Source organism: Scytonema sp. NUACC21, assembly GCF_054684315.1.
Genome location: NZ_BAAFZH010000107.1, coordinates 288,151 through 312,122, shown reverse-complemented (window position 1 = coordinate 312,122; position 23,972 = coordinate 288,151). Strand labels below are relative to the sequence as shown.

Here is a 23,972-nt window from a genome sequence, read left to right as displayed (position 1 = left end):
TCGAAGACTGTAGTACTGTCCGTCGGGAAATCATCCCATCAAGCCATCTTTTTCTGCTTCAACACTCGTAAGACAACTTGCGGGTGATACAGTGCCAAAGGAGATTTGAGTTGTTGAGTCACTTCTATAAATAAGCGCCAGTTCTGCCAATTCATCTTAACTGCGATGAATTACGAATTGGAGCAGGTACTTTTTGACTATTTTCAACGCTTTGGTTGATTGATATTCAATGCTGGCACTGAAAACAATGGAATTGCATCATTTCCTTCCCCTCGAAAAACGCTAGCAGCCGCACGCAAATCCTCTGGAGTTCCTCGATAAGTCCATCTACACGCAAAAATTCTATCGGTAGGCAAGCTAAATGCAACAATTGAACCAGAGCGTTCTGGAGCCAAAATATCTACAGTTCCCCCCGATATGTTTCCAAACTGGTCTAGGATATCAACTTTAACATCCAGTTCTCGTTGGCTTACGTTAATATGGGAACATCCAAATGCCCTAACATTCTCAAGTGGTGGAGAGTACAATTGCACCTCTGGTAGCTTTACATCTACCTTAGTTTTCGCGAGCGGCACTAATTCCCCTGCATCTGCTTTCCCTCCGCTCATAAGCATTACCCCTATTACCAGGTATGCAACTTTCTTAAGCATATGATTTCTCCCACTTATTAAGCGTAAAATGATACAAAAAACTGATTTTCTCTTAGGAACATTAGGTGTCGTACCAATCCATACGTGTGTTGCTAATGTTTATGCAGGGTTTCCTTTTCTTAAGCAGAAGTTGTAAAATTGCTTAATATTTTGCATTTAATGGGTGATTGCTAAGGGCAAAAGCATTAAAATTTGAAACGATAAAAATCCCATATGTTTGTATTGAAAGCGATCGCAGTTCCTACTTAGCCTAAGATATCGCAACAAAAATCGACATTCAAACCATTGATTTTGTGTTGTTGAATATATAGCGATCGCCGTCCTACTGAAAGATTATGGTTGAACTTAGATATAGTTGTTCCAGTTCCAATAGTAAAGCGCCAAACTCTATAACCTAGAGGTGACGCTTTACAGAAGCTATCTTCAAGGTCTTTATAATGGCTGACCCTTTTGAATTGGGAAATTTTATCTTTTATTTAGATTTTCATAAAATTAGTCATATTTCGTAAAACTTAATATTTTATTTAAATTTAAGGAAAGATTTTTTCACCATTGTTTACCATCCAATATTACCTATAATTCTGCAGATTGGCGGATTGGGGCTTTTAAATGGATAAGCAAAGTTTCTCATTATCATGCTGACACGGCGTATCTTGGCGAGCGATTCGTTACATTTTTTTAATTTTCTTAAGAAATCATTCTAATTAAATTAGATAGTTGTCTAATTTAATGACCGAGAAAGCAACAGTATATGCAGAAGCAAGGTGTTTCACTGGCAGAGGCAGCAAGGCGTTTAGGTGTGAGTCAGAGTACTTTATATGTGGCTGTGCAAAAAGGACAAATTTCTTCCTTTAGAAGAGATAGGAGAACTGTAATTTCTACGGGAGCCTTAAGAGACTATCAAGTCAGGCAACGCTCTATCTCTGATTACAGACTCTAGCGCTAAAAGGGTTGAAAGTAGCGCGGTGGCGTAAATGGGAGAGAGAGGGTTCGGCAAGTACACGCGCCGCTAGCAATCCGGCAATGCTACCACCAATAACAACAGCTTTGTGCAGTATCATATCCGCCAATCAACATCCACATTAACTATCCTAATTGTTACTTAATTCGCGATTGGGCTCCCGTCGTAGGAAACTATAGCAAAAACAACTCACCGTAATGTTTATTCTCGATCGGGACATTTAGTCTTCTCCAGAAATTAACCTTTCTAAAATAAATGTGTCTAATTCATTTAAAGGCACTACTCTCATAGGGGTTGCTAGAAATGTCATGCCTTGGTTAAAATATTTACTAACAATATTGAAAAATTGCCTATCTAAAATGAAATCTACCCAAGTTATTACTGGGTTTTGTGGATTATAGTTATCAATTTTTTGACACATTTCACATGAAGCTTTTTGGAGCGCTTCATTGTAAAGATTCTCGTAGAGTTGTTTGTGAGACGACCAACTCTGTCTTTCAAGATGCCCTAGATTTGGAGCTTGCAAAATTTCACGAGAAAGTTTAGCCAAGACTGATTGTCTTTGAGGACTTAGAGGCGGTTTCTCTTGAGCTTCTATTGCTAGAAGCCGCAGTCGCCTATCTAGTTCTGCTAATTTGTTTAAACTAGTTTCCTCATTTAAGTGTTGGCTTAACCAATCTTGATAAACTATCGCAGCTTCGGCAAGGTGAGGAATGGCTTGATTAATTTTAGTAATATCTCTCTGAGTAAGTGTCGGGGAAATACTCTTCACTACTTCTACCATTGCTGCACAAAAGCCGCGCTTGAGTTCCGATGCTTCTGCTAAATCTTCTAGCTTGACGCGCAGTAATTCCCGAATTCGCTCGTGGATTTGGTAGGTGCCATCCTCTACTAAATATTGCAGCAGATATCGCTCAATCAAAAGATTGCGGCTTACTGCAATGTCGAAGTTTAAATTGCTAGCGCTTGCTGCTGATTGTACCAAAGACCAAGAAATAGGAGCCAAGGCAAATAAACTCAATAGACAAGCTAACTTTTGTGTTTCAGGTTTCAAAGATTCCCAGTTGAGTTCAAAGGCTGCTGTTACATCTGACTCGCCAATGGAAGTTTTCTTTTGCTGTAACTGTGCAAAGATGTCTGCTAGCATAGTATTCTCCTGGGCTTTTCTCTGTATGCTAATGCTGCTACTTGGTAAAGTCCAATAGGTCGATAACCCACATACTTGCAAATTTGTTTTGCTGTTTCCTGTTCCTGTTTAACATACTCATCCCCCATTAGCTTGGTAAACAACTCTAACGCTGCATCTGCTGATAATCCATTAAGCTGGAGTGAGGGATATGAGCAACTTATCTGTTGGCGAGTGGTGATTAACGCCTTAAACCGAGAACCTTGTGGTGGGAGGTACGGTTGAATTTTCGTCCAGTCTGTGACGTTATCAAACACCAGTAATACCTTCCCTGGTTGCCAATTTTTCCAGCAATACTGAATTTGAGCACCAGCATTTGGTAGCGAAGGATTGAAGTTAGAGAAATTGACTGTGCCAAAGCCTGTTAATTGTGTTACTAAATCAGGTCTCTCTGGGTACAACCAACAACACCCACCGTTATAATTTTCCAAATTCTTCCAGGAATAGTGAATGGCTAATTCTGTTTTACCTACCCCTCCGTTGCCATCTACATCAGTAATAGCTACTATATTGTTCTCTTGTAATAGCTGATGTAAACGTTCTAGCTCTTCCTCTCTACCAACAAATTTAATCGCAGTGCTTTGAGGAATATTGTGTGGGATCTCAAAGGGGTCTAGGTGTTGTTCTTCTTTATCTCCGTCCCCACTACGATAATACCAGTAGGTTGGGAGTTGTTTTTTATCTAAGTTCGCCAAACACTGTTTGACTTGTTTAGCGACTTGTTGCATATCTGGCGGGAAAATATGAGCGGGTGCTTGTTCCAAGGCTTCCCGCACTGCTTGGGAAAAATATCCTGTTCTTTGGGGGCTGACTTTGGCTTTTTCACCATCTTTGGTTGCAAGCAAGACAAATTGCTGACTATCTTGCCTTGGCTTACCCCTATTAAATATTTTTCCACCTAAGTTCGTCGGTTTTCCCGCGATATCTAGGTAACAATTTGCACAAGCATCAATAATACAAATATGATTGGGAATTTTAAAGAAATCTGAGCTTAATAACCGCAGCAGCGAATTTAAATCTAAATTCTGCCAATTGTGGGATGTTGCATCAGCACAAAGTAGCCTGCGATCGCGTTCTGATGTTATCAAACCATGTCCCGCCCAAAAAATAAAAAGTAAATCTCCTGACTTTCTTAAAAGAGAATTATTAATGACATCGTCAAGAGATCCCAAGGTCGCTTCTGCTACTGGGAACTCACATTGCCTCACTCGTTCATTATTTTCCTCTAGTGGAGACAAACACAAATGAATGTTTTTCTGAGGCACACCCTGCCTTTTACACAGCCATTCAGCGAACTTAAGGGCATCGTTGATTGGTCCCCCACCTATTACATTCCAGCTAGATTCTTGATATTTTTCAATACCTACAATCAAAGCGTAAGTTTGCTCTGGTCTAGCGGACAATTCTTTTATAGGGGCTATCATCGGATAACCTCCATAATACATTCCCAAGTTCTATCCTGCTCCCAATATGCACTGTGCGATCGCGGGAATGGTTGTTTGCTAGTAACTTCCTCATCCCTCACTTTAGGAAAGATTTTACCTGCTTTGTAACTCAGGAAGTCTCGTAAATCGTATATATTTAGCCATTGTGGAAAGTGTTCTGGCAGTGGTTGTCCAAATTCTAAACTACACAAAGCGTTAATCTCATACAGAAATGGTGCTTGGGAGCCAACTGTCACTAAATGTGCTATTTGAGGTAAAGGTTCTTCTACTAGTAAATCTACACAGGCAATCCCGCCCAAACTGTGAGCAAGTAATACTACTGGTGGTTCTGCTTGTTCTATCTTTTGCTTAATAAAATGGTGGATTTTTCCACCTCGTGCTTGATACAGTAGGATATCGCAAGGCATAGGTGAAACTTTATTTGTCACAGCCCCACGTTTTCCTACTACATAATTTGTTCCTATGGGAAGCGCCAATCTAGTAATTTGTTCTAACACCCAATTACCCAATCCCAACTCAGCCTCCGCTAAAGCCAGACTCAGTAATTCCACTACTTTATCTCGCAGATGGGCGTTAGTAAGTACGGGTAGATATTTTTCTTGCTGTTCATAAATCAGCATTGCCTGAGCTACAATAGCCCTGGCAATAGCATTGCTATATTCAGCATTAGATTCTTCTGATACATTTTGCAATGCTTCATTATAGGCATCAGAGCGTATTACTGTTTCTCGCGCTTCATCAAAAATGTCCGCGATTCCCGCCTCTACTAATTTAACTTGCAGTTCGCCTGACGGAGCCAGACGGTGAACGCGAGCACGGAATACATCCGCTGGACTTTCTGCAAAAGGGTTACCGCTTCCCTCTTCATTGGTTTTTAGTGACAGCAACCGCAATTCACACAATGGGTCGCGGTATAATTGCGCCCATCTAAGAATTTCTTTGTCTTCTTCCTCTTCCTCATCAAGTGCCAAAGTTTCGTCATACTTGGGAACAGATGCGCCAAAAGCGAGTAAACTAGTTCCTAATTCGTCACCCCAAAGGCAACGTTCTACCTTGACACCAGAACGTTTTGCGTGAATCTTTTTCTCTATTATTTTAAAAGTTTCCTCGTATTCATCCCCTCGCACTCCTGTACCGTGTATAAATATTACTGTTGTCATTGCTTGTTTAGGTATAGGGTTAAGTTGGCTTTAATGGTGAGAAGGCGGTACTTGTTTATCTTCTCACTACTGATTTCTGAAAAAGTCAAGCATTTTTACGCAAATCTTATAAATTATAATAGGGTATCGCTTTCCCAAACTTACGTAGTAAAGAACTCTGTGATACTTATATAAGTCATAGCAACCTTGACATTAAAACTGCCTTTTGGATGCTGCTATTTACGGGAGTTCTTGTTAGTGAAGCGATCGCAACGCCCACCAACAATACACCTTTTTGATATCCATATACTCGTAAAAATAACTAAGCTGTGATTAAAATCACAATGTTAATGTGAATCTACTTTTATCAAACTTCCAGACTATATAGTACGGTTTAGGAGAGTAAAGTCAGTTATGTTCAGCCTTATGAATTGCCAGAAACATTTTCTGTGTGGCGAACTGTACGTTAAACATTATTGTATCTTAGATAAGCCAGCGAAAAAAGCTCCATACTCAAACTACACCTAAACTAAAGTCTAGGTAACAACCTCATCTAACAGTCAGTTTTTTACTGAATTTAGGAATAGTGACAAGATATGGCGGGTTGTATTAGTTAAGTAGTAACTGCTCTGGGATGACTGTAAGAAATTATGTGAGTGAACTTGAAGCTGAAAGGATTAAAAAGACAATCAAAGGAGGGCGATCGTACATCTTGCACTAAAAATTACTCCTTTTCTGCTGTAAAATTACCGATTTTTGTAGATTTTTGTAGGGTGGGCACTGCCCACCAGCAGCCTATATCTTTAGATAATCTTCTGGCGAGAAGGAAGTAGTGTATCTAAACTACATAGTATGAAACCCAATATCCTTAATTTACAGATAAAAGTCGATAAAACGAAGGTATCTTTATGACGAGTATTTTTAGTTATCAGGATTAGTACGGATAGACGCAAGATAGGAGTTGAGAGAAACCGCTATTGTGATAGATAGGTATCTATATATAAATTGATTAGAGGCTTGCTCAATCTATGGAATAAAACGTTCCTTTTGGTGGAAAAATGAGAATAATTTGTGTCACAATACTACCATCAAAACTAGCTGAATCCTCAGCAAATTTACATAAAATGCTGACGAGATAAGCAGTGGTTAATCTACTTAATCCTAGTTTTTGCTCTCAGATGGCTGCAACTGAAGTGGCAAAATATTTATTTTGTTTTCAGTACCAGATTCTCAAGCTATCACATTAGGAGCAAACGCGTGCTAATTGTAGTTTCTGGTTCTGGTGTTCATATTTTGCTGAACAACTACTTCACAACCATGTTAATGCTTTCACTCTGATTAACTCTGAAACCGTTAAGAACACAAATTTTCGTTGTACAAATTATGATATCAAAGACTTAGAGTATTCCGAAAAAAGAAACGCTATTCATACTAAATTAAATACTAATTAACATTATAAAATTTAAAATAATATGACAAAATTGGTTGTACTCACAATTCATAATGGTAGCTTCAATGATGGTTTTTTTGTTACCTTACAAATTAGTGATAATGGTAGAAACCTCTTCCAGGAACCAAAACCAAAAAATTTACCCCCTGCAGCTGACATTCCTGAACTTTATCAAAATTGGCAGAGACAGTATTCTTCTTGGAGAAAAAGATCTATTACTTATTCCGATAATCAAGTCACTAATGTCTCTAATCATCAAAGTTCTAAGGATGCTGCAGGAAAACTTGAAGCAGCTATGAGAAAATGGTTCCAGAATCCATCTTTTTCACAATTGACTAGTGAGGTGCTAAGTTGTGTTAAAGAGGACGAATCAGCTCATATCATCTTTAAAATAAATAGTGAACTTTTACAGATACAGAATAATAAACTTTTACAGAAGCTTCCTTGGAATGTATGGAATGTATTTGAGTTCCGTAACAAAGTGTGGTTTTCCCTTAGCCTTGTACTTAATCAAGATTCTAAGACTCGGAAAATATCTGTGTTAAAAACACCTGTAAAGATTCTGGCAATTTTTGGTAATGCGGAAGGAATTAATACCCAAAAAGATAAAGAATTATTGAAGGAGTTAGAAGCAGAAGTAGAAATAATGCCCAACCCATCACAGCACAATTCATTACCATTACGACAGCAGGTTCATGATAAGTTGTGGGATGAGAACTGGGATATTTTGTTCTTTGCAGGACACAGTTCTAGCCATAATGAAGGTAATAGTGGTGAAATACAGATTAGCAGGAATGAAAGTTTAGATCTGAATGAGTTTAAAAAAGCCCTTAGAAGGGCTATACAAAAAGGTTTAAAACTAGCTATCTTTAACTCCTGTGATGGAATGGGATTAGCGAATAAGCTTGCAGAATTAGAAATCCCTCAAGTGATTGTGATGCGGGAATCGGTACCAGATGAAGTCGCACAGAGGTTTTTACAAGAATTCTTGCGCTTGTTCTCTAATGGTGAACCTTTTGATTTAGCAGTGCGACAAGCACTAGAAAGGTTGGAGATTATTGAAAATGAATACCCCGGTGCTTCTTGGCTACCTGTGATTTGTCAAAATCCCGCAGCAAAGTTCCCTGTTTGGCCTCAATCAATTTGGCTTCAAATTTGGCAGTCGCATAATAAAAAAATTGTTTTCGGTAGTTTAGTGTTTATAGGTTTGTTAGCGAGTATTCCGATATATCAATCAATAACCAGATCTTCAAGTGTGCGAAGACCTCTTGTTCCAACACAAGAAATAAAATCATCTGTTTCCTCGCTAGTAAAAACACAAAACCCAACTCCATCTCCAAATTCTAATGATTTATTTAGCCAGGGAGAAAAAGTTTTAATTGTCACAAATAGTTTTGACGATAAAAGTAAGAAAGCAGAATACGAAAAGAAAAAAGGCACAGAAGAATTTGCAAACAATAATTTTAAGAGTGCTATTACGCACTTCCAAAATGCTCATAACATAGATCGGAACGATCCAGAAAACTTAATTTACTTGAACAACGCCAACATTACAGTTGGCAAGCGTCAATACTACACGATTGCCGTACCAATTCCCATGACTAAATATAAAACAGGTGCAGAAGAAGTCTTGCGCGGGGTGGCTCAAGCTCAAAATGAAATTAACAAGGCAGGCGGTATCAATGGTAAACTGCTACAGGTGTTGCTTGCTGACGATCGTGACGATCCCGATTTAGCCAAGCAAATAGCAAAAGAATTGGTCACTCGTCCTAACGTGCTTGGAGTTGTGGGGCACTCTGCCAGTGACGTTGCCTTAGAGGTAGGTAAAGTTTATGAAGAGAATAAATTAGTAGTAATTTTCCCAACCAGTACATCTGTAGAATTGTCTGGCTTTGGTGATTATGTTTTTCGTACCGTTCCCAGTGATGCCTGTGCTGGAAAAGTATTGGCTGATTTCATGCTTAATGACCTCCGGCAGAAAAAAGCAGCAGTTTTCTACAATTCCCAAAGTGAGTATAGCAACTCCCTAAGGTCGGCTTTCAAAGACGCAATTTCTCAGAAAGGAGGGGAGGAGGCAATCGCATTTGACTTGCAAAGTCCTTTGAATATTCCTATGAGTTTCAAAAGCTCTCTTAAGGAGAAAGCCACCGTCTTAGTACTCTTTCCAAATACCGAAAAATTAAAGGATGCACTACAGGTATTGAAAGCGAACGACAAGGGACTTACCGTTTTGGGCGGAGATGATATCTATGACACCTTAACATTGCAAGATGGTGCTAATACATCGGGTATCCATATTGCAGTTCCCTGGCACATTCAATCAAATGACCAAGCAGAGTTCGTACAGAAATCTCAAAAGCTTTGGGGAGGGGATGTCAGTTGGCGAACTGTCACGTCTTACGATGCAACCAAAGCCCTGATTGCTGGTATTAAGCAGAACCCAACCAACTCAACCCGTGAAGCAGTGGGTAAAACTCTTCGTTCAAACAACTTTACTGCAAAAGGAGCAGTCAGCGAGGTAAAGTTTTTGCAAGGCGATCGCACTAACGCGTCTATCCAACTCGTTAAGGGACAATACTCTGGTTCTTCCTCCCGCACTGGTCTGGAGTATGAGTTTCGTCCTATAGGTCAACCAAGGTCTTGTCAACTTGAATAGTTTCTTCATAAAAATTTAAATTGATAGGGTACCGCGATCGAGATTTTGGACATTGGTTTATTGATATCTAAGTCAATAGGCACAATAGAACATATCCATCAACACTGGTTAAGGCGAGGATATTGCCATCTAAGCTGAAATTGACTGACATGACTCGGTCTTTTTCTCAAACTCAGGCTACAAAAAACTCTGTGATGCTAGCATCGGCTAAAACAACCTTGACACTGAAACGATCTCCTGGATCTGCTGTCAATTTGAATAGAATATAATTATCTTGCTCCCTAGCTGATACTTCTTTAATGAGTATGCCAATTTCATCTAAAACAATCAATTTGAGACTGGGAGGCAGGTAAGATCGATCGCTCATTGTTACTTGTATACGAATTGCTCTCCTACCATCGGGTATTGGTAAAATGGCAACTATAAGTGTAAGTGGATAACTTGCTAACTCTACACCTAAATTTTTAAGTCCTCTTTGTCCAGCATCAGGATAGTTTGGGTTTATCTGCCATAAGTAGTCAGCTGCTTGCCATTGAATTTCTGGATTCTGAGTTGATTTTATAAGTTGCGTTAATGCTGAACTTGGATCTAATTCAGCTAGAGAATTGGCTTGTGATTGATTAATACTAGGTTCACTGGCATATACTTGTGCAATCCAACGTTTAACACTTTCAGGAGCGTTCGGGTCAACCATTTCCGATTGTCCACGACGAAATGCACCAGCCAAGCCTTGTGGCTGACTGAACAATACTGCTACTCCTAGTTCTATTGCTTGCCAACCATTGGTAAAAACATTAGAAATATTTTTATTTTTTAACCAATTTTCCAGATTCACTTCTTGTTTTTGGCTCAAGTAATTAGGAAATTCTTCAAGCGATCGCAATGCGCTCAAAGGAACGATTCCTTGCTTAGATGCTACCTCTGGAGTAAATCCTATCAGTTTTGCTTCTTTCAGAGATGGTTCTAGCTGTACAGCTATATAACCAATTCGACCCTCCCAAGCCTCTGGAGGTACCTCCAAAACTTCTGCATTTGGTAACACTGGACGACACTCAAACTTACCTAAATCTTTTACATACAAATCTGCTACATCTCTTAATTTTCTATTTAGTGAATTGTAACTATCACTTTTATCATAGTCTGTTTCAACTGCTATTATTTGAAAATAATAGTTTACTGCATAAACTGCTAAAGTATTGAGATAAACTTGCTTAGCTTTTTCTAACTGTTGATGCTGTTTACTATATTCTTGTGCGAGTGAGTGTGCTTCAAAAGACAGCATGACTGGAAAACTGTTGGCGTTCATAAACTCCTTCCAATTAATTTCAAACTACGATTTTAATTTATCCTGCAGAAACGGGATAAAACCTTTTAAACTACGCTCATAAAAGCTAGAGAGTGTTGAAATTTTAACTCCTCCTAATTCCTTGGAAATTTGTTTCCATCCTTGACCATCTAGCCGAGCTATAGCTATGTATTGAAAACTGGCTTGGGGAAGACCCTTTATATGCTTTCTTTTAAAAATATTATCGGGGTCTTCTTCCAAGTATTTCCGTAATAATTCTTCATCAGAGATTTTGTCTTTTCCGGAAATTAACCTTTCTGAAATAAAGGTATCTAATCGATCTAAAGATATAATTTGTACCGATTTTTTAGCTTTTGAAGTTATGCCTTTGCTAAAGTCTTTATCAAGAATATCCTTAAATCGGTATTTTAATGTTTCATTAATCCAAGCCATCACTGGCTTTTGTGGATTGTACCTATTAATTCCTTTAAAAAACTCAAGCATAACTTGTTGGAGCGCTTCTCTATAATGTTCTTCATAGAAGTCAGACCAATCTGGATAATGGTTTCTAGCACGCCAAAGAGTGGGCGCTTGATAAATTTCCTTAAAGAGGATATACAAGGCTTTCTTTCTGTGAGAACTGTCAGTTTGTTGCTCTTGAACTTCTATTACCAGCTGTTGCAAACGCCGATCCAGGGGTATGGAACTCATATATTGCTTGCATACTCCGAGTGCTCCTAGTGATTTTCTAAAGAAGTGTTTGAGTTTTACGCAAAACTCTGATTTCTTAACAAAACTTCATATTTAAGACTGGATAAAAAAATATTAAGTCAGTCAGTGTCAAGAATTGTTACTGCTTATAGCGTTTCTCGACCTGGTGAGGTATGTTTTCAAAGCTACTACCCTTGTTACACAAGATTTTGGTGTACCTCAGTTGTTTAGGAAACGCTATAGTAGTTGCGGTGCACGCGTTCGCCGCTCTTGCGTGCCGCAGGCTAGACAGCGCTACTACGAGCCAAATACAGGGGTTTTGCTTTTCTTTACATAGTTTGGTTTTTTCAAGTCGTTCTACTTACTACTTTGGTACCCGATGGGAGGATGTTATATCATGTTCGGTTAAACGACTTGTAATATAAATACCCCTCCCTAACCCTCCCCGAAGTTCGGGGAGGGTGCCGTTAGGTCCAGAGAAGTCGCGTGCGGGGGTTCCCAGAGTTGAGCGAACTTCGGGGTGGGGTAGAATTTGTGTATCGTAAGTAATGAGTCGAACATGATATTACGCTATGGAAGCAGTTTAGCAAGCAATAACGGCTAGTAACTGTTAGATAATTTCTGCTCAAACCTGCTCATTAGTCAACTCTATCCCTTTAGATAAGAATTAAACCGTTCCCGTAATTGTTCAACCGTCAGATTCTGAGTCCAATATTCCACCAAAGCGTGACCAAATGCCCAGGCGTTGCGATCGGGAGAGGCGGAGTTTTGCAACAGCAACGGCCAAAGGGATAGTAGCTCAAAGTTGAGGGGATTGGAATTGCCAGTGCCTAATAGTGAGAAAAGATCGTAAGCCATTTGAAGTTTGCCAATGACGATAGGCAACTGTTCTACTGGAATTTGCGATGCTAGCAAAGTAGCTAGAGTTGGCGAACCAGTTGACAGTGTAGAAATAAATTGAAGTACCGGGCTTTTAAGAAATGCTGTGAGTCCCTGAGTTGTTGCCATCTGAAAGGTGTAGCGATCGATGATTTTGCTTGCCCCTAGTATGCGGGCTTCTCGATCGCGTAAAAATCTGGCTAGACGGAGTTGCTTGGCAGGCGCGATCGCATTTATCAGCCCCAATGACAGTGCATCTATTCCCCAAGGGAGGCGACCTGTTTTGCTGTCACCAGTTACGACAGGTAAAACCAAATTGCAGAAGTCTCCCAAAAGTTGAGCGCGATATTCAGTAGCTTCCCGAATAGCAATTTCCTTAGGGCGATCCCCCCATTCCCAATCATAGGGTGGAGCCCACTCGCGAATCGGGCGCAGACGATCCACCTGGGTGACGGCTGCAATCGCAGGTAAATCTGCGATATCTGTCTTTAAGTCTTTCAGAAAGTCCACATCCATTTGCAGAGCCGGATCGAGAGCAGGGGTAACTAAGACTAACAAATCGGCATTTTTAGCATAATCTAGCACAATTTCGCGTAAATCTGTACGGTTGACTTGTTCGTAACCTGGTGTATCGCAAAGCGTTAGAGTTTCTCCTGTTTTGGCTTGCCAGTGGTAATTTTGAATTCGATCTGTACTGGGTAACACATCAACAGCAGCTAAATCTGTTTGAAAAAGCGTGTTAATCAGACTGCTTTTTCCAGACCCGGTTCTTCCTACAATTAGAATATTAGCGGGTTTTTGCTCCACTGCCTCCGCAGGTTCTGCTTGAGCCAGGATATCTCGAAGAGTTTGAGTTTTTGCTGTTTTGGATGGCGTTTGTGCGGGAATAGAGGGTGGTGCCACTGGCAAGGTACTGCTACTGTAGAGAGCGATCGCTTGGTGGCATAAGTTTCTCAAAGCGGCTTCTCTCAAAAGCTGGCTCAAATTCCCCAAAAGTTGCTGAGTTGCTTGGTTGCTGGAACGGTTACTGGCGAGTCTAGCCACTGCAGCCGCTGGGTTCAAAACCCACTGTGCCCAGTTCCATGCTTGTAAAAATTTCCGAGCAGATGGCTCTACCTTACGGTACATCTCGTATGTTTTGTATGCCTGCCCTACTGTCACTTGATTGAGAACAGGAGATAAACCCTGCATCCACCGATCTAGGTCATCCACCGTTCCCCGAATCAAACCATAAGCCTGGGGAACGTAGATATTCAACAGGGGATACTTTTCTTCAGGATTGTAAATATGAGCGATCGCAACTACAAGTTCCTGACACCTCTGCCAAAAAGTTGACCATTCCTCCCAAATTGGGGGATCGGCTTGAGAAGCTTGGAGTACTTCCTGTAGGGCTGCTTCTGCTTGCTTTGCAGTGTCATCACCTGCGGGTAGATTTGCTACAGCATCGGCAGACGCTCCTACTTCTTTGCTAATTGCTGCCACCACCGCTTCCACTTCCCCAACCAAAGGTCGCGTCCATTTCACCAACAACCAACGCCAACCTACAAATACAAGGATGAATACACCCCAGATCCAATTAATACGCCATTCATGAATTTGCAACCCTGCCGCTACCAGTAAGAAACCGACGATCGTAGCGATCGGCATTGCCAACACAATCCACTGCCACAACTTTAATCGTACCATTACCCCATACCCGTTTCGATTAGGTTACTTAACACCAACTGCAAATTTTAAAGTTTATAAAGCAACCTTTTTTCACAAAGCACGCTTTTTATCTGGTTAAGTTCGGTTCTCTCTACCAAAAGTAGAGTATTTACCGTAATTTACAGTGTGTTCAGAGTCTTTCTAAATTTTAATTAAAACTCGATATCAAATCTATCTCAAGTCTAGTTGTTAAGAGTGTTCAGCGCTAAGGTTGAAATTTTTTGTAATTGATTGTCTATTGTCTCAAGCACTTGTATGCAACATTCAGTCAGATTTCAAATTCGAGAACAAAGTTGAATTGGTGTCATCAATTATGCTAAATTCACTCAAAATCATTCAAATTCATCAACTATTCGTGAATATTTGGTTGGCGATATCAAACCGATTTTGTAAAGAATCATTAGTTCATAAAGAAATGTTGCCGTTACACCCTTTTCCGATGCAAACGGATTGCCAGTCAAAGATAACCCTTCTTCAGCAAAGACAAATTTATACCTGAGGATTGATTGATAAGTAATAAGTAAGTGGACAGAATTAAATATAACCATGTTGACCGTCATTAGTTATGAAACATTAGTCTTTTGCTCGATACAAACGATTAATGACTGAGAACCAGCGACGACTCATCAGTTAACTTTATTTCTATCGGCTTACTTCGCTGTTACCAATTGATGTAAATAGCTGCCTATCATAATGCCAGTGCAGATATTTTTAGGAATGTTTTAGGAGAATAATATGCGAATTGCTCAAGTTGCTCCATTATGGGAAAGAGTACCTCCTCCTGGATATGGTGGTACTGAGTTAGTGGTGGGTTTGTTGACTGATGAATTAGTCCGACGCGGTCATGATGTTACGCTATTTGCATCAGGAGATTCCATAACTTTAGCAAAATTAGAAACCGTTTGTCCCAAAGCTTTACGTCTGGACTCGACTGTTAAAGAATACAACGTCTACGAAGCCTTGCTACTGAGTCGCGTCTATCAGAAGGCAGAAGAATTTGACATTATCCATTCTCATGTAGGCTATCCAGCTTTAACTTACGCAAATTTTGTCAAGACCCGTACCGTTCATACACTACACGGTATATTCACCCCAGATAACGAGAAAATCTTTTCCGCAAGTTGCAAACAACCTTTCATCAGCATATCTCACTCTCAGCGAGAACCTAGATTAGGTCTAAATTACGCTGCAACAGTTTATAACGGTATAGATACAGACAGTCATCGCTTCTATCCCGAACCACAACAGCCTCCATATCTAGCATTTTTGGGACGGATGTCTCCTGAGAAAGGACCCCACATCGCTATTGAAGTTGCTAAGCGAGCGGGGATTCCACTTAAGATGGCAGGTAAGGTAGATGCGGTAGATTTAGAATATTTCGAGAGTCAGGTGAAGCCTCATATTGATGGCAAGCAAATAGAGTTTTTGGGTGAAGCCAATCACTTTGAGAAAAATAAGCTTTTGGGTGGAGCCTTAGCAATGCTTTTCCCCATTGCTTGGCGCGAACCTTTTGGGTTGGTGATGGTTGAGGCAATGGCGGCTGGAACTCCTGTAATTGCTAGATCTCTGGGTTCGGTGCCAGAAGTGATCCTAGATGGTCAAACAGGCTTTGTGTGCAATAGTGTTGAGGAATTTGTGAAAGCGAGCGCACGTTTAGGAGAAATTGACCGTCGTGCTTGTCGCGCTCATGTAGAGCAAAACTTTAGCGTTAAAAGTATGGTAGACGGTTATGAAGCTGTTTATCAGAAAATACTTGCAGAGAAATTTGCTCAAAATGGCTATTCCCGCACCTTAGCCAGTCAGCTTAGCAAGTAAAAAGTACTTTGACCGACAGAAATAAAATTCCCTCCTCTTTATAAGGGGAGGGTTATGTAACGGTTTAAGCAGGTAAGGTATAACGCTGTTCGATAGCAGCTTTAATAGCAGCGCGGCTTTCCGTTGCTGAATTGTTAGCAGTTTTCTCTATCTGTTCAGCTTCCTCTGCCAAAGAATCATCCTTAATTGCTTCTTGAAACCAGCGTGAATAATCTCCCTGTTGCAGGTGGTACAACCAGGTTTCATCATCAACACCTTCAGCCAGTTGTGTGAACAAAATCAAGTTTTGGGCGCGGAGATTGAGCTTACCCTCTGGTCCTGTGAAGTAAAAGCTTTTGTCTTCTCCGAGTTGTCCTTGAGCATACTTGCGAACGTGACGGCGGCGTTCTGTGTGTCCCGGAGTGATGCGGAAGCGGAAGGGATCGGAATTTGCTTGTCGGAACCATGCGATCGCTTCTCCCGGTTCAAGGGTTTGGGGAGCAAGCTGTGGCGGACAATGACCTACGACGGAACAGAATTGCTCAATATTCTTTTCTGGTGACAGACCTACAGTAATGATAGCGTCCACCAAAGACAAGGCAGCTGGCGCAACTTGGTCTGGGTGGACAGTGATGAGCATCATGCAATTTAGCTCTTGGGGTAGTGTAAGAGAAGCGGGATTCCAAGAGGCAGGCATGAGATGGTGAGCCTCGTCTACAACGATCCAATGAGGACGACCAGTACGTGCTCTAAGTTCTTGCAATTGAGGTAAAAGTTCGGCAAAAAATGCCGGACGATCTGCTAAACCAACACCCAACAAGTTAATAATGACATTTTGATGTGGTTGTTCAAGCAAGTCTAGTACTTCTGCTATCCTGGGTGCTCGGTTGGCATCACCTAAAATAACTGCTCCTTCAAAGTTTTCGTAATCGCCTTCTGGGTCAATAATACAGAACTGATAACTTTGTTCTGCGATGCGTTCAAGTACACCTGTTGCCAAAGTAGATTTACCACCACCAGAAGTGCCAGCCAGTAATAAACTTGAGCCGTAAGCCTTCATATTTACAGAAGAGCCATCTTCTTTTGTCCCCAGTAAGATATTGTGTTTTTCCCGTTGGGTATCTATTTCCGACAAGTCCGAAGCCAGTAGTTTGTCAATAAGTTCGATAACACCCTCACCGCGACTGTTATTCGTGACAAAATCCACTCGTTCCTTGACCATTGGCAAAGCGTTGGCAACCGCAACAGAACACTCGCACAATTCTAGGAAAGCATGGTCATTTTCGGCATCACCAACACCTACAACATTGTGTGGAGATAACTTCATTGCATCTAAAGCTGCAGTCAGCCCTGCTGCTTTGTTGATCCCTGAGGGCAGCACCATCACCGCACCCTTGTTAAAAATAACTTGCAACTCCAGCCCTAGCTCGCGGATTGTTTGCAGTACAGTTGTTTCGTTGGGATGCCAGGTAGCAACAATAACTCGACCTACTGACAAGGGGTTAACTTGGCGATCGCGCAATGCTTTGATGAACTCTTCGGGTGGTTTTGAGCCTAATGGTTTTTCCTGACGTGAAGCGGGTGAGTAAAACAGAGCGCCATTTTCAGCCACGACACAATCAAATAAATCCAATTGTGGAAATACACGCTGCAAATCATCTAGCTCGCGACCCGTAACCATGATAAGTTTTCGACCGGAAAGGCGCAAGCGTTTCAGCGCTGCTACGGTTTCATCACTAACATGACCATCTGCGGCTAGCGTGCCATCGTAATCAGTGGCTAAGACAAAGTAGCGCATGGGTAATTAAAGGTGGAGTAACTCCAGGCATAAAAGATGTACATACATAAAATGACCTGAGTCACAGAGGGATGAAATCCGGCTTGAGAAATAAATAACCCTATACCCGTTTGCTGAAAATGCTATTTTAGGTAGCTATAACCGAATTTACCCTTGCCTCTTTTTAGGAAAAATCACACATGCCATACTTAACTTCAGAAAGCGCTATCCGTTCTCTTGTTGCTGAGTATACAAAAGCCAGTACTTTATGGATTGATACAGAAGTTGCTGACTACAACAGTCGCAACCCCAGATTATCACTGATTCAGGTATTGGACAACCCCACAGATTTGAGCGGCGATCGCACGTTTATTTTGGATGTCCTCAACCAGCCCGATACAGTTGCTGAGTTTATTGACAAAATTATGGTTAATTCCAATATTGAAAAAGTATTCCATAATGCTAATTTTGATGTGAAATTTCTGGGTAGTAAGAAAGCAAAAAATATCACCTGCACTTTAGAAATGGCGAAAAAAATTCCTTATTATGCTTTACCAGTCTCCAATTACAAACTCAAAACTTTAGCTGAGGAACTTTGTGATTTTCGGACTATAGATAAACAAGAACAGACGAGTGATTGGGGACGGCGACCTTTAACCGAAGAACAAATAGAGTATGCTTACCTAGACTGCATTTATCTTGCTCAAGTGCATTTGAATTTGGTAGAATTAAGCAAAGAAATAAATCCAGAACCCGCTACAGAAGATATAGAAAAACTAAATGCAAGATACATACAAATTGAGGAAGAGTGGAAAATATTAAATTCAGAATACGAGCATTTGCAAGAGCGCATCAAAAAAGCCATGCAATCTCAAAATGTATCTGAAACATCATATTTGAAGCTGACTCCTTACGAACGCACGACTGTAAAAGTGTCCTTTACAGAACTAGTACGACTCTTACAAAACCAAGACATTGACTTTGATTTTCCCATCACTTTGACTCAAAAACTACAAAAGGATTTAGGGGAAAATCTCGAACAACTGTCTGTGGATATTGAAAAAACGACTTCGTGGAGACTGAATTCCAAAAATCAAGAAGGTGACGAAAAAAAGGATGAAGGATAAAGGATGAAGAACCGCGATGCTAAAATTTCTACTTCAAACTTAAAATTTTTGCCTTCATTGCTGGCTGCATTTGTAGCTATTGCAACTGTTGCTTGTAATAACAATAAAGAAGTATTTGTAACAGACATCCAATCTCGTCCTGTTTTGCGTTCAGTTGTTAGACCAAGCAGCGCTAAAGATTTTTACACTCTGGGTCAGTACAGGCAAACTCAAGGGGATTCTAGAGGGGCGATTGCTGCATACAGTCAAGCGATTAACCTTAATTCCAATAATAGCGATGCTTATAATAAGCGAGGGCTGGCTTACTTTAGTTTGGGAAATAGACAGCAGGCAATCGCGGATTACAATCAAGCAATTCGCATCAATCCCAAATATGCCGAAGCCTACAATAACCGGGGAAACGCTCGGGCGGCTAGCGGAGAGAGAGACGCAGCAGTAGACGATTACAGTGAAGCAATTCGCATCAATCCCACGTATGCTGTTGCCTACAATAACCGAGGAAACGCCCGTACTGCCCTGGGAGATAGAGAAGGAGCCATTGCTGATTACGATGAAGCGATTCGCCTCTCCCCCAACTTTGCCGCAGCATATAATAACCGGGGAAACGCTCGCGCTGCACTAGGAGATAAAGAGGGTGCTATGGCTGACTTGCAGAAAGCAGCAAAAATCTTTGAAAAACAGAAGAATCAGCAGTTGTATCAAGAAGTTATGAATAATATGAAAGAGCTTGGGCAATAGTCTTTTGTCATTAGTCCTTTGTCATTGAATATTTTTGTACTTGCTCGTGAGTAAGTTTCATTTCACCTTGTCGAAGTATTTAACCGGAGGGTGGGCAACCGCCCACCATCACCAAGAAATTCCAACCGGAGGGTGGGCACCGCCCATTATTACTAAAAAGACGCAAAATATCAATCGTTAAACAAAGGCAAATTAATCCTCGTCTTGTGACGCCCGCTGCATATTACCAACTGTAAATCACAAACCGAATTGTTGAAAGTTTCAAATTCCAAGTAGCGCTCGCAAGTCCAACCAGTAAAGCAAAAACGTGTCGGAGAAATAGGAACTAGTGAGATTAACGGTCTCTCTTCTACAAAAAATACAAGCCGATCGGCTTGTATTTTTATACTTGCATTAAACTCACCGGGAATTCCATCATCCGTCTCAAAAATTCCCTTCATAAGAGCTGCAGGAATGATAAATTTGCATTCAAATTTCTCCAGATTTTCTTTGGGTAAATTCACTGGCTCTTGATGCTCAATAATACCATTAGTCCTCACTTTAGCAATAAAGTCCTCAGGAAATAAGTTTAGTACAAAATCGTTAATAATGACATCAAGGATCATATGTATCCTATCCAAAGGACTATTATTTTCAACCCTATGAGGTTTCGCAAAGTTACCATACCACACCTGACCTGCTTCCCACTGATAGCGATCGCCATCAATCACTAACATGACATCTTCATGAGTAACAAGCGGGATGTGTAAACGTATTTGACCGTATTTAAAGTCATGATAAGTATCGCAGTGCTCCTGAATGGAAGCTCCTGCAGGTAGCAGAGATAAACGGACACTTCGCTTATAACATTTAAAGCTGTCAATGATTTCCTTAAAATAAGGAGTATGCTTGAGAATAGCTGTTTCTTCAAAAGGCTCCAAACCAGGACCACCTGGATCGGATTTGTCCCATCTTCCTCCTTGCGATCGCAAACTTAGACCCTTCCACTTGCCATCATGAAAAATTTCTGGGGAAGAACCCCATAAATCTTTGAAAGAAAAAGGCTCTTCTGGTATCCAACTAAAGGAATTGACTATTTTCAGTTCTTCTTGAATCCTTTCAGAATCAAAAGACATTTTTAATGGAAGAGAAGAGGGTAGCTTTTCTGCTTTTAGTCCAATCATTCCTAGACCTCCTAAATTATGTTGAAATCTGGGAAAATGATAGTCCTCTCTTTCGAGATGGTTTTGTTTATTTATTTAACCTCTTTTTTTCTTACCATTTCTTATAATAATTGTTAAATATTTTTTAGAAAAATTAATTGTGACAAATATCAGGTAGTTCGTGTTCTACAGTTAAAAGGAAATTTATTTAGCAGCATTAGATGCAGAGCGAACAGAGAGAAGAAGAGCCGTACTACGCTTTTCTGTTTTGTAACTCAGTTAAAGATTCAAGTAAGCAAAAGAGGAATGCTTGGGAAGATTAATAATTTACTTTTCCAACGTTTTCGCATCCGAATTCCCCATTATAGGATTTCTACATACCCTTCTGTTCCATGCACGCGAATTCGTTGCCCATCTCCTTGGTCATAATTTTTAGTCGATGTAGATAAAACCTCAGCAATAAATGAGGGATTCATGACAGTCGTCGTACTCGTTCCCGTATAAACAGGTTGTCCCTGAATGACCATGATATCGGGATATGTATATTGCCGATAACGAGGTATCCACAAACGCACATCTCCAATATAAACCCGATAATCACGTCCTTTTAGGGAAACTTTTAAATTGGAATACAAATTTCCTGCAATTTCGTTGTGATTTGTCGTTCCCCCAGCCATAGGTACAATTTCTCCATCTCGATATTCACTTTTATATTCTGCTTTTTCCTCAAGTTCTAGATATTCTTCAGGTGTAAAGATTTTTTTGGTTTGTAATTGCATAAATATTACCTAATTTCTTATTTATCATATTTTATCAACATAATACCGCTAAAAAAGTAGGGTGGGCACCGCCCACCAAAATTATTAATGGGCAACATAACCCAAAAAGGCACCGCCCACCAAAATTATTAATGGGCAACATAACGCAACAAAGTTAAGTTAGCTCTAGATAATGATATCGAAGGTTTGTTGAGTTACAGAAGGAAATCTAACAAGCGATTTGATTGTGTTGGGTTTCACAAGCGATGGATTGTGTTGGGTTTCACTATCGTTCAACCCAACCTACGGTGTCTGTGTTAAAATTCTCGGAAGATTAATTGCAAATAAAATTGATGGGATGTTGATTTGACAGAGCTTGAACGCTACCTGTTTGATTTACAAGGGTTTCTAGTGCTGGAAAATGCCCTAGCTCCAGCAGAGATAGCAGCTATTAATGCACTTTTAGACCAGCAGATTGCTCGTGTAGATGAGCCGGGAAAACTATGGGTACGCTTTGATAGCCTGTTAAGTTGGGGAGTTCTGTTTCAAAATCTCATTGACAATCCCCGAATCACGCCTTATCTCTATGCTCTACTGGGAGTGAACTTTCGCTTAGATCACGATTACGTTCATGTCATCCGCCAAGGGACAGGTCCAATTGGCAGCTTACTGCATGGCGGTGGTACTCCCTATGACCCTTGTCAATATTACCTTTATAAAGAAGGAAAAATTCACAACGGTTTGGTTGCAGTAGCTTATAGCCTAACAGACGTACCAAAGGGCGCTGGTGGTTTCGGCTGCATACCGGGCAGTCATAAAAGCAATCTACCATTGCCCAAAGAGTGGGAGGATTTAGAAAACCCACTCCCCTGCGTACAAGAAATTTCTGGGAAAGCAGGAACAGCAATCATCTTCACCGAAGCCCTGACTCACGGTACTCTGCCTTGGAAAGGAGAACACGAACGCCGCACTCTGTTTTACAAGTATTCTCCCTATGCCAGTGCTTGGGCGCGGTATTACTATAACCCCGATGATTATCCCGGCTTAACAGAAGCACAACGGCGTATTTTAAAGACTCCAGGTTTTTATCCTTAGGTTTGGAATTGGGAACAATAAACCTAGAAGGGATGAGGATGGGGAATTGGTGGGACAAGAACGTGCTTATTGGTTGGCGTGGGCGCAAATTTCTGGAATTGGACCTATATTGTTAGGTCGCTTGCAGCAGCATTTTGGCACGCTAGCAGGGGCTTGGGATGCAACAGCTGCTCAATTGCGAGAGGTAGAAGGTTTTGGTGTTCAAACATTATCCAAGGTGGTGGAACAGCGATCGCGTTTGCACCCAGAAAAATTTCTCCAGCAACACCAAGAGCAAAACCCGCATTTTTGGACGCCTGCAGATGCAGAATACCCCCGGTTGCTGCTAGAAATTCCCAGCCCACCACCTGTCTTGTACTACCGTGGTGAAGTCGATTTGCAAGAAAATCTCGGGTACAAACCGACGGTTGGTATTGTGGGTACGCGCCAACCCTCAGAGTATGGTTTGCGTTGGGCTCGCCAAATTAGTACTGTATTAGCTAAAAATGGCTTCACAGTTGTTTCCGGCTTGGCAGAGGGAATTGATACTGAAAGCCATGCCGCTACAATTAAAGCAGGAGGACGCACCCTAGCAGTCCTGGGAACGGGTGTGGATGTGGTTTATCCATCCAAAAACAAAGAACTGTACAAACAGATTTTACCCAACGGATTGGTGTTGAGCGAACATCCAGCAAAAACTCCACCCGATCGCACTCACTTTCCCCGTCGCAATCGAATCATAGCAGGGTTAAGCCGAGCCATATTAGTACTGGAAGCACCAACAAAATCAGGTGCTTTGATTACCGCCAGTTATGCCAATGAATTTGGACGAGATGTGTATGCATTACCGGGTAGAGTAGATGACTACCCTTCTCAGGGGTGTTTAAAACTGATAAGCCAGGGGGCTGTTCCCATCCTCAAAGAATTAGACGAACTCCTAAAAATGTTGGGAGCAATACCGGAACTTGATTCTGTGGAAGCATCGCCTGCGCCGCAGCAACTCACTTTGCCCGATCTATCACCGGAACTTCAACGGGTTATGGATGCAATTTCTTCAGAGGCATTACCCTTCGACTTGATTGCCCAAAAGACTGGCATGAGTGCTGGTTCAATCTCCAGCGCTTTATTACAGTTAGAATTGATGGGTTTGATTTCACAACTTCCTGGAATGCGATATCAACGATGTTAATTTCTCGTCGTACTCCGCAACTTCATATTAAGTTATATTGTAAATATGAATACAAATTACACATAACCTTAGTTAGATTTATGTACGCTGAATTTTTTCAAGCTTAAAGCTATGGTATGTATTAGAGCAATAGGAAAACAGTTTGCTAATGCTAGGTCAATGCTTTTTTATACTATATGGAGACTTGTTGATGAATACTAGTTAGAAGCAACTATTATTCATCTTAATATTCATAAGCTAACTTGACATTAAGCCGACAGCGTTTATTTGCGTAGTCACAGCAGAAAGTAGCGAATACACTGTT

General features: G+C 40.8%; 16 protein-coding genes and 1 pseudogene. 7 read left to right on the top strand and 10 right to left on the bottom strand.

All coding sequences use genetic code 11. From position 1 onward, the window contains the following. Positions 1–203 precede the first annotated feature (203 nt). Positions 204–650, bottom strand: a complete 447-nt coding sequence (locus ACYRY3_RS40315; RefSeq protein ID WP_460207444.1) for a hypothetical protein — start codon at positions 648–650, stop codon at positions 204–206. 751 nt (positions 651–1,401) lie between these two features. Here ACYRY3_RS40315 and ACYRY3_RS40310 point away from each other — a divergent pair. After that, complete coding sequence (locus ACYRY3_RS40310) at positions 1,402–1,590, top strand: helix-turn-helix domain-containing protein (protein WP_460207443.1); 189 nt, start codon at positions 1,402–1,404, stop codon at positions 1,588–1,590. Between the two features lie 241 nt (positions 1,591–1,831). Here ACYRY3_RS40310 and ACYRY3_RS40305 read toward each other — a convergent pair whose 3' ends face one another. The 3 genes from ACYRY3_RS40305 to ACYRY3_RS40295 are packed head-to-tail and all read right to left on the bottom strand — an operon-like array spanning position 1,832 to position 5,402. Continuing rightward, positions 1,832–2,758 carry a hypothetical protein gene (locus ACYRY3_RS40305; protein WP_460207442.1) on the bottom strand — a complete coding sequence of 309 codons (927 nt, stop codon included), beginning with the start codon at positions 2,756–2,758 and terminating at the stop codon, positions 1,832–1,834. Beyond that, positions 2,752–4,221, bottom strand: coding sequence for a caspase family protein (locus ACYRY3_RS40300; RefSeq protein ID WP_460207441.1), 1,470 nt, complete (start codon positions 4,219–4,221; stop codon positions 2,752–2,754). The genes ACYRY3_RS40305 and ACYRY3_RS40300 overlap by 7 nt, the downstream gene beginning before the upstream one ends. Beyond that, positions 4,218–5,402 (bottom strand): lipase family protein, encoded by a 1,185-nt coding sequence (locus tag ACYRY3_RS40295; protein ID WP_460207440.1) that lies wholly within the window; start codon positions 5,400–5,402, stop codon positions 4,218–4,220. The genes ACYRY3_RS40300 and ACYRY3_RS40295 overlap by 4 nt, the downstream gene beginning before the upstream one ends. Before the next feature lie 1,451 nt (positions 5,403–6,853). On the opposite strand from ACYRY3_RS40295, the gene ACYRY3_RS40290 reads away from it, so the two are divergent. Next, positions 6,854–9,487, top strand: coding sequence for an ABC transporter substrate-binding protein (locus tag ACYRY3_RS40290; protein WP_460207439.1), 2,634 nt, complete (start codon positions 6,854–6,856; stop codon positions 9,485–9,487). Positions 9,488–9,659: 172 nt separating this feature from the next. On the opposite strand, the gene ACYRY3_RS40285 is transcribed toward ACYRY3_RS40290, so the two are convergent. From ACYRY3_RS40285 to ACYRY3_RS40275, 3 genes are all read right to left on the bottom strand, one after another. Then, positions 9,660–10,793, bottom strand: a complete 1,134-nt coding sequence (locus tag ACYRY3_RS40285; protein WP_460207438.1) for a DUF1822 family protein — start codon at positions 10,791–10,793, stop codon at positions 9,660–9,662. A gap of 24 nt (positions 10,794–10,817) precedes the next feature. Next, positions 10,818–11,456 (bottom strand): sigma-70 RNA polymerase sigma factor region 4 domain-containing protein, encoded by a 639-nt coding sequence (locus ACYRY3_RS40280; RefSeq protein WP_460207437.1) that lies wholly within the window; start codon positions 11,454–11,456, stop codon positions 10,818–10,820. Between the two features lie 675 nt (positions 11,457–12,131). Continuing rightward, positions 12,132–14,048: a GTPase family protein gene (locus tag ACYRY3_RS40275; protein ID WP_460207436.1), complete on the bottom strand. Its 1,917-nt coding sequence runs from the start codon at positions 14,046–14,048 to the stop codon at positions 12,132–12,134. 756 nt (positions 14,049–14,804) lie between these two features. On the opposite strand from ACYRY3_RS40275, the gene ACYRY3_RS40270 reads away from it, so the two are divergent. Continuing rightward, complete coding sequence (locus ACYRY3_RS40270) at positions 14,805–15,884, top strand: glycosyltransferase family 4 protein (RefSeq protein WP_460207435.1); 1,080 nt, start codon at positions 14,805–14,807, stop codon at positions 15,882–15,884. 64 nt (positions 15,885–15,948) lie between these two features. Here ACYRY3_RS40270 and ACYRY3_RS40265 read toward each other — a convergent pair whose 3' ends face one another. After that, positions 15,949–17,661: an HAD-IIB family hydrolase gene (locus tag ACYRY3_RS40265; RefSeq protein WP_460207434.1), complete on the bottom strand. Its 1,713-nt coding sequence runs from the start codon at positions 17,659–17,661 to the stop codon at positions 15,949–15,951. Between the two features lie 179 nt (positions 17,662–17,840). Between ACYRY3_RS40265 and ACYRY3_RS40260 the strand changes: the two genes are divergently transcribed. Both ACYRY3_RS40260 and ACYRY3_RS40255 read left to right on the top strand, forming a co-directional pair. Beyond that, entirely contained in the window at positions 17,841–18,767 is a 927-nt protein-coding gene (locus ACYRY3_RS40260; protein ID WP_460207433.1) for a ribonuclease D, read from the top strand. 3 nt (positions 18,768–18,770) lie between these two features. Next, a complete protein-coding gene (locus ACYRY3_RS40255; RefSeq protein WP_460207432.1) occupies positions 18,771–19,505 on the top strand; it encodes a tetratricopeptide repeat protein in 735 nt (244 codons plus the stop codon). Positions 19,506–19,675: 170 nt separating this feature from the next. Here the strand turns inward: ACYRY3_RS40255 and ACYRY3_RS40250 are convergent, their stop codons facing one another. Both ACYRY3_RS40250 and ACYRY3_RS40245 read right to left on the bottom strand, forming a co-directional pair. Beyond that, entirely contained in the window at positions 19,676–20,668 is a 993-nt protein-coding gene (locus tag ACYRY3_RS40250; protein ID WP_460207431.1) for an aspartyl/asparaginyl beta-hydroxylase domain-containing protein, read from the bottom strand. Between the two features lie 392 nt (positions 20,669–21,060). Further along, positions 21,061–21,426: pseudogene (locus ACYRY3_RS40245) on the bottom strand (Uma2 family endonuclease); the annotation flags it as partial. Between the two features lie 345 nt (positions 21,427–21,771). On the opposite strand from ACYRY3_RS40245, the gene ACYRY3_RS40240 reads away from it, so the two are divergent. Together ACYRY3_RS40240 and dprA are read left to right on the top strand one after the other, a co-directional pair. Beyond that, a complete protein-coding gene (locus ACYRY3_RS40240; RefSeq protein ID WP_460207430.1) occupies positions 21,772–22,500 on the top strand; it encodes a phytanoyl-CoA dioxygenase family protein in 729 nt (242 codons plus the stop codon). 49 nt (positions 22,501–22,549) lie between these two features. Continuing rightward, the gene (gene dprA / locus ACYRY3_RS40235; protein WP_460207487.1) at positions 22,550–23,668 is read left to right on the top strand and encodes a DNA-processing protein DprA; all 1,119 of its coding nucleotides are present in this window, start codon (positions 22,550–22,552) and stop codon (positions 23,666–23,668) included. The last annotated feature ends 304 nt before the right edge of the window (positions 23,669–23,972 follow it).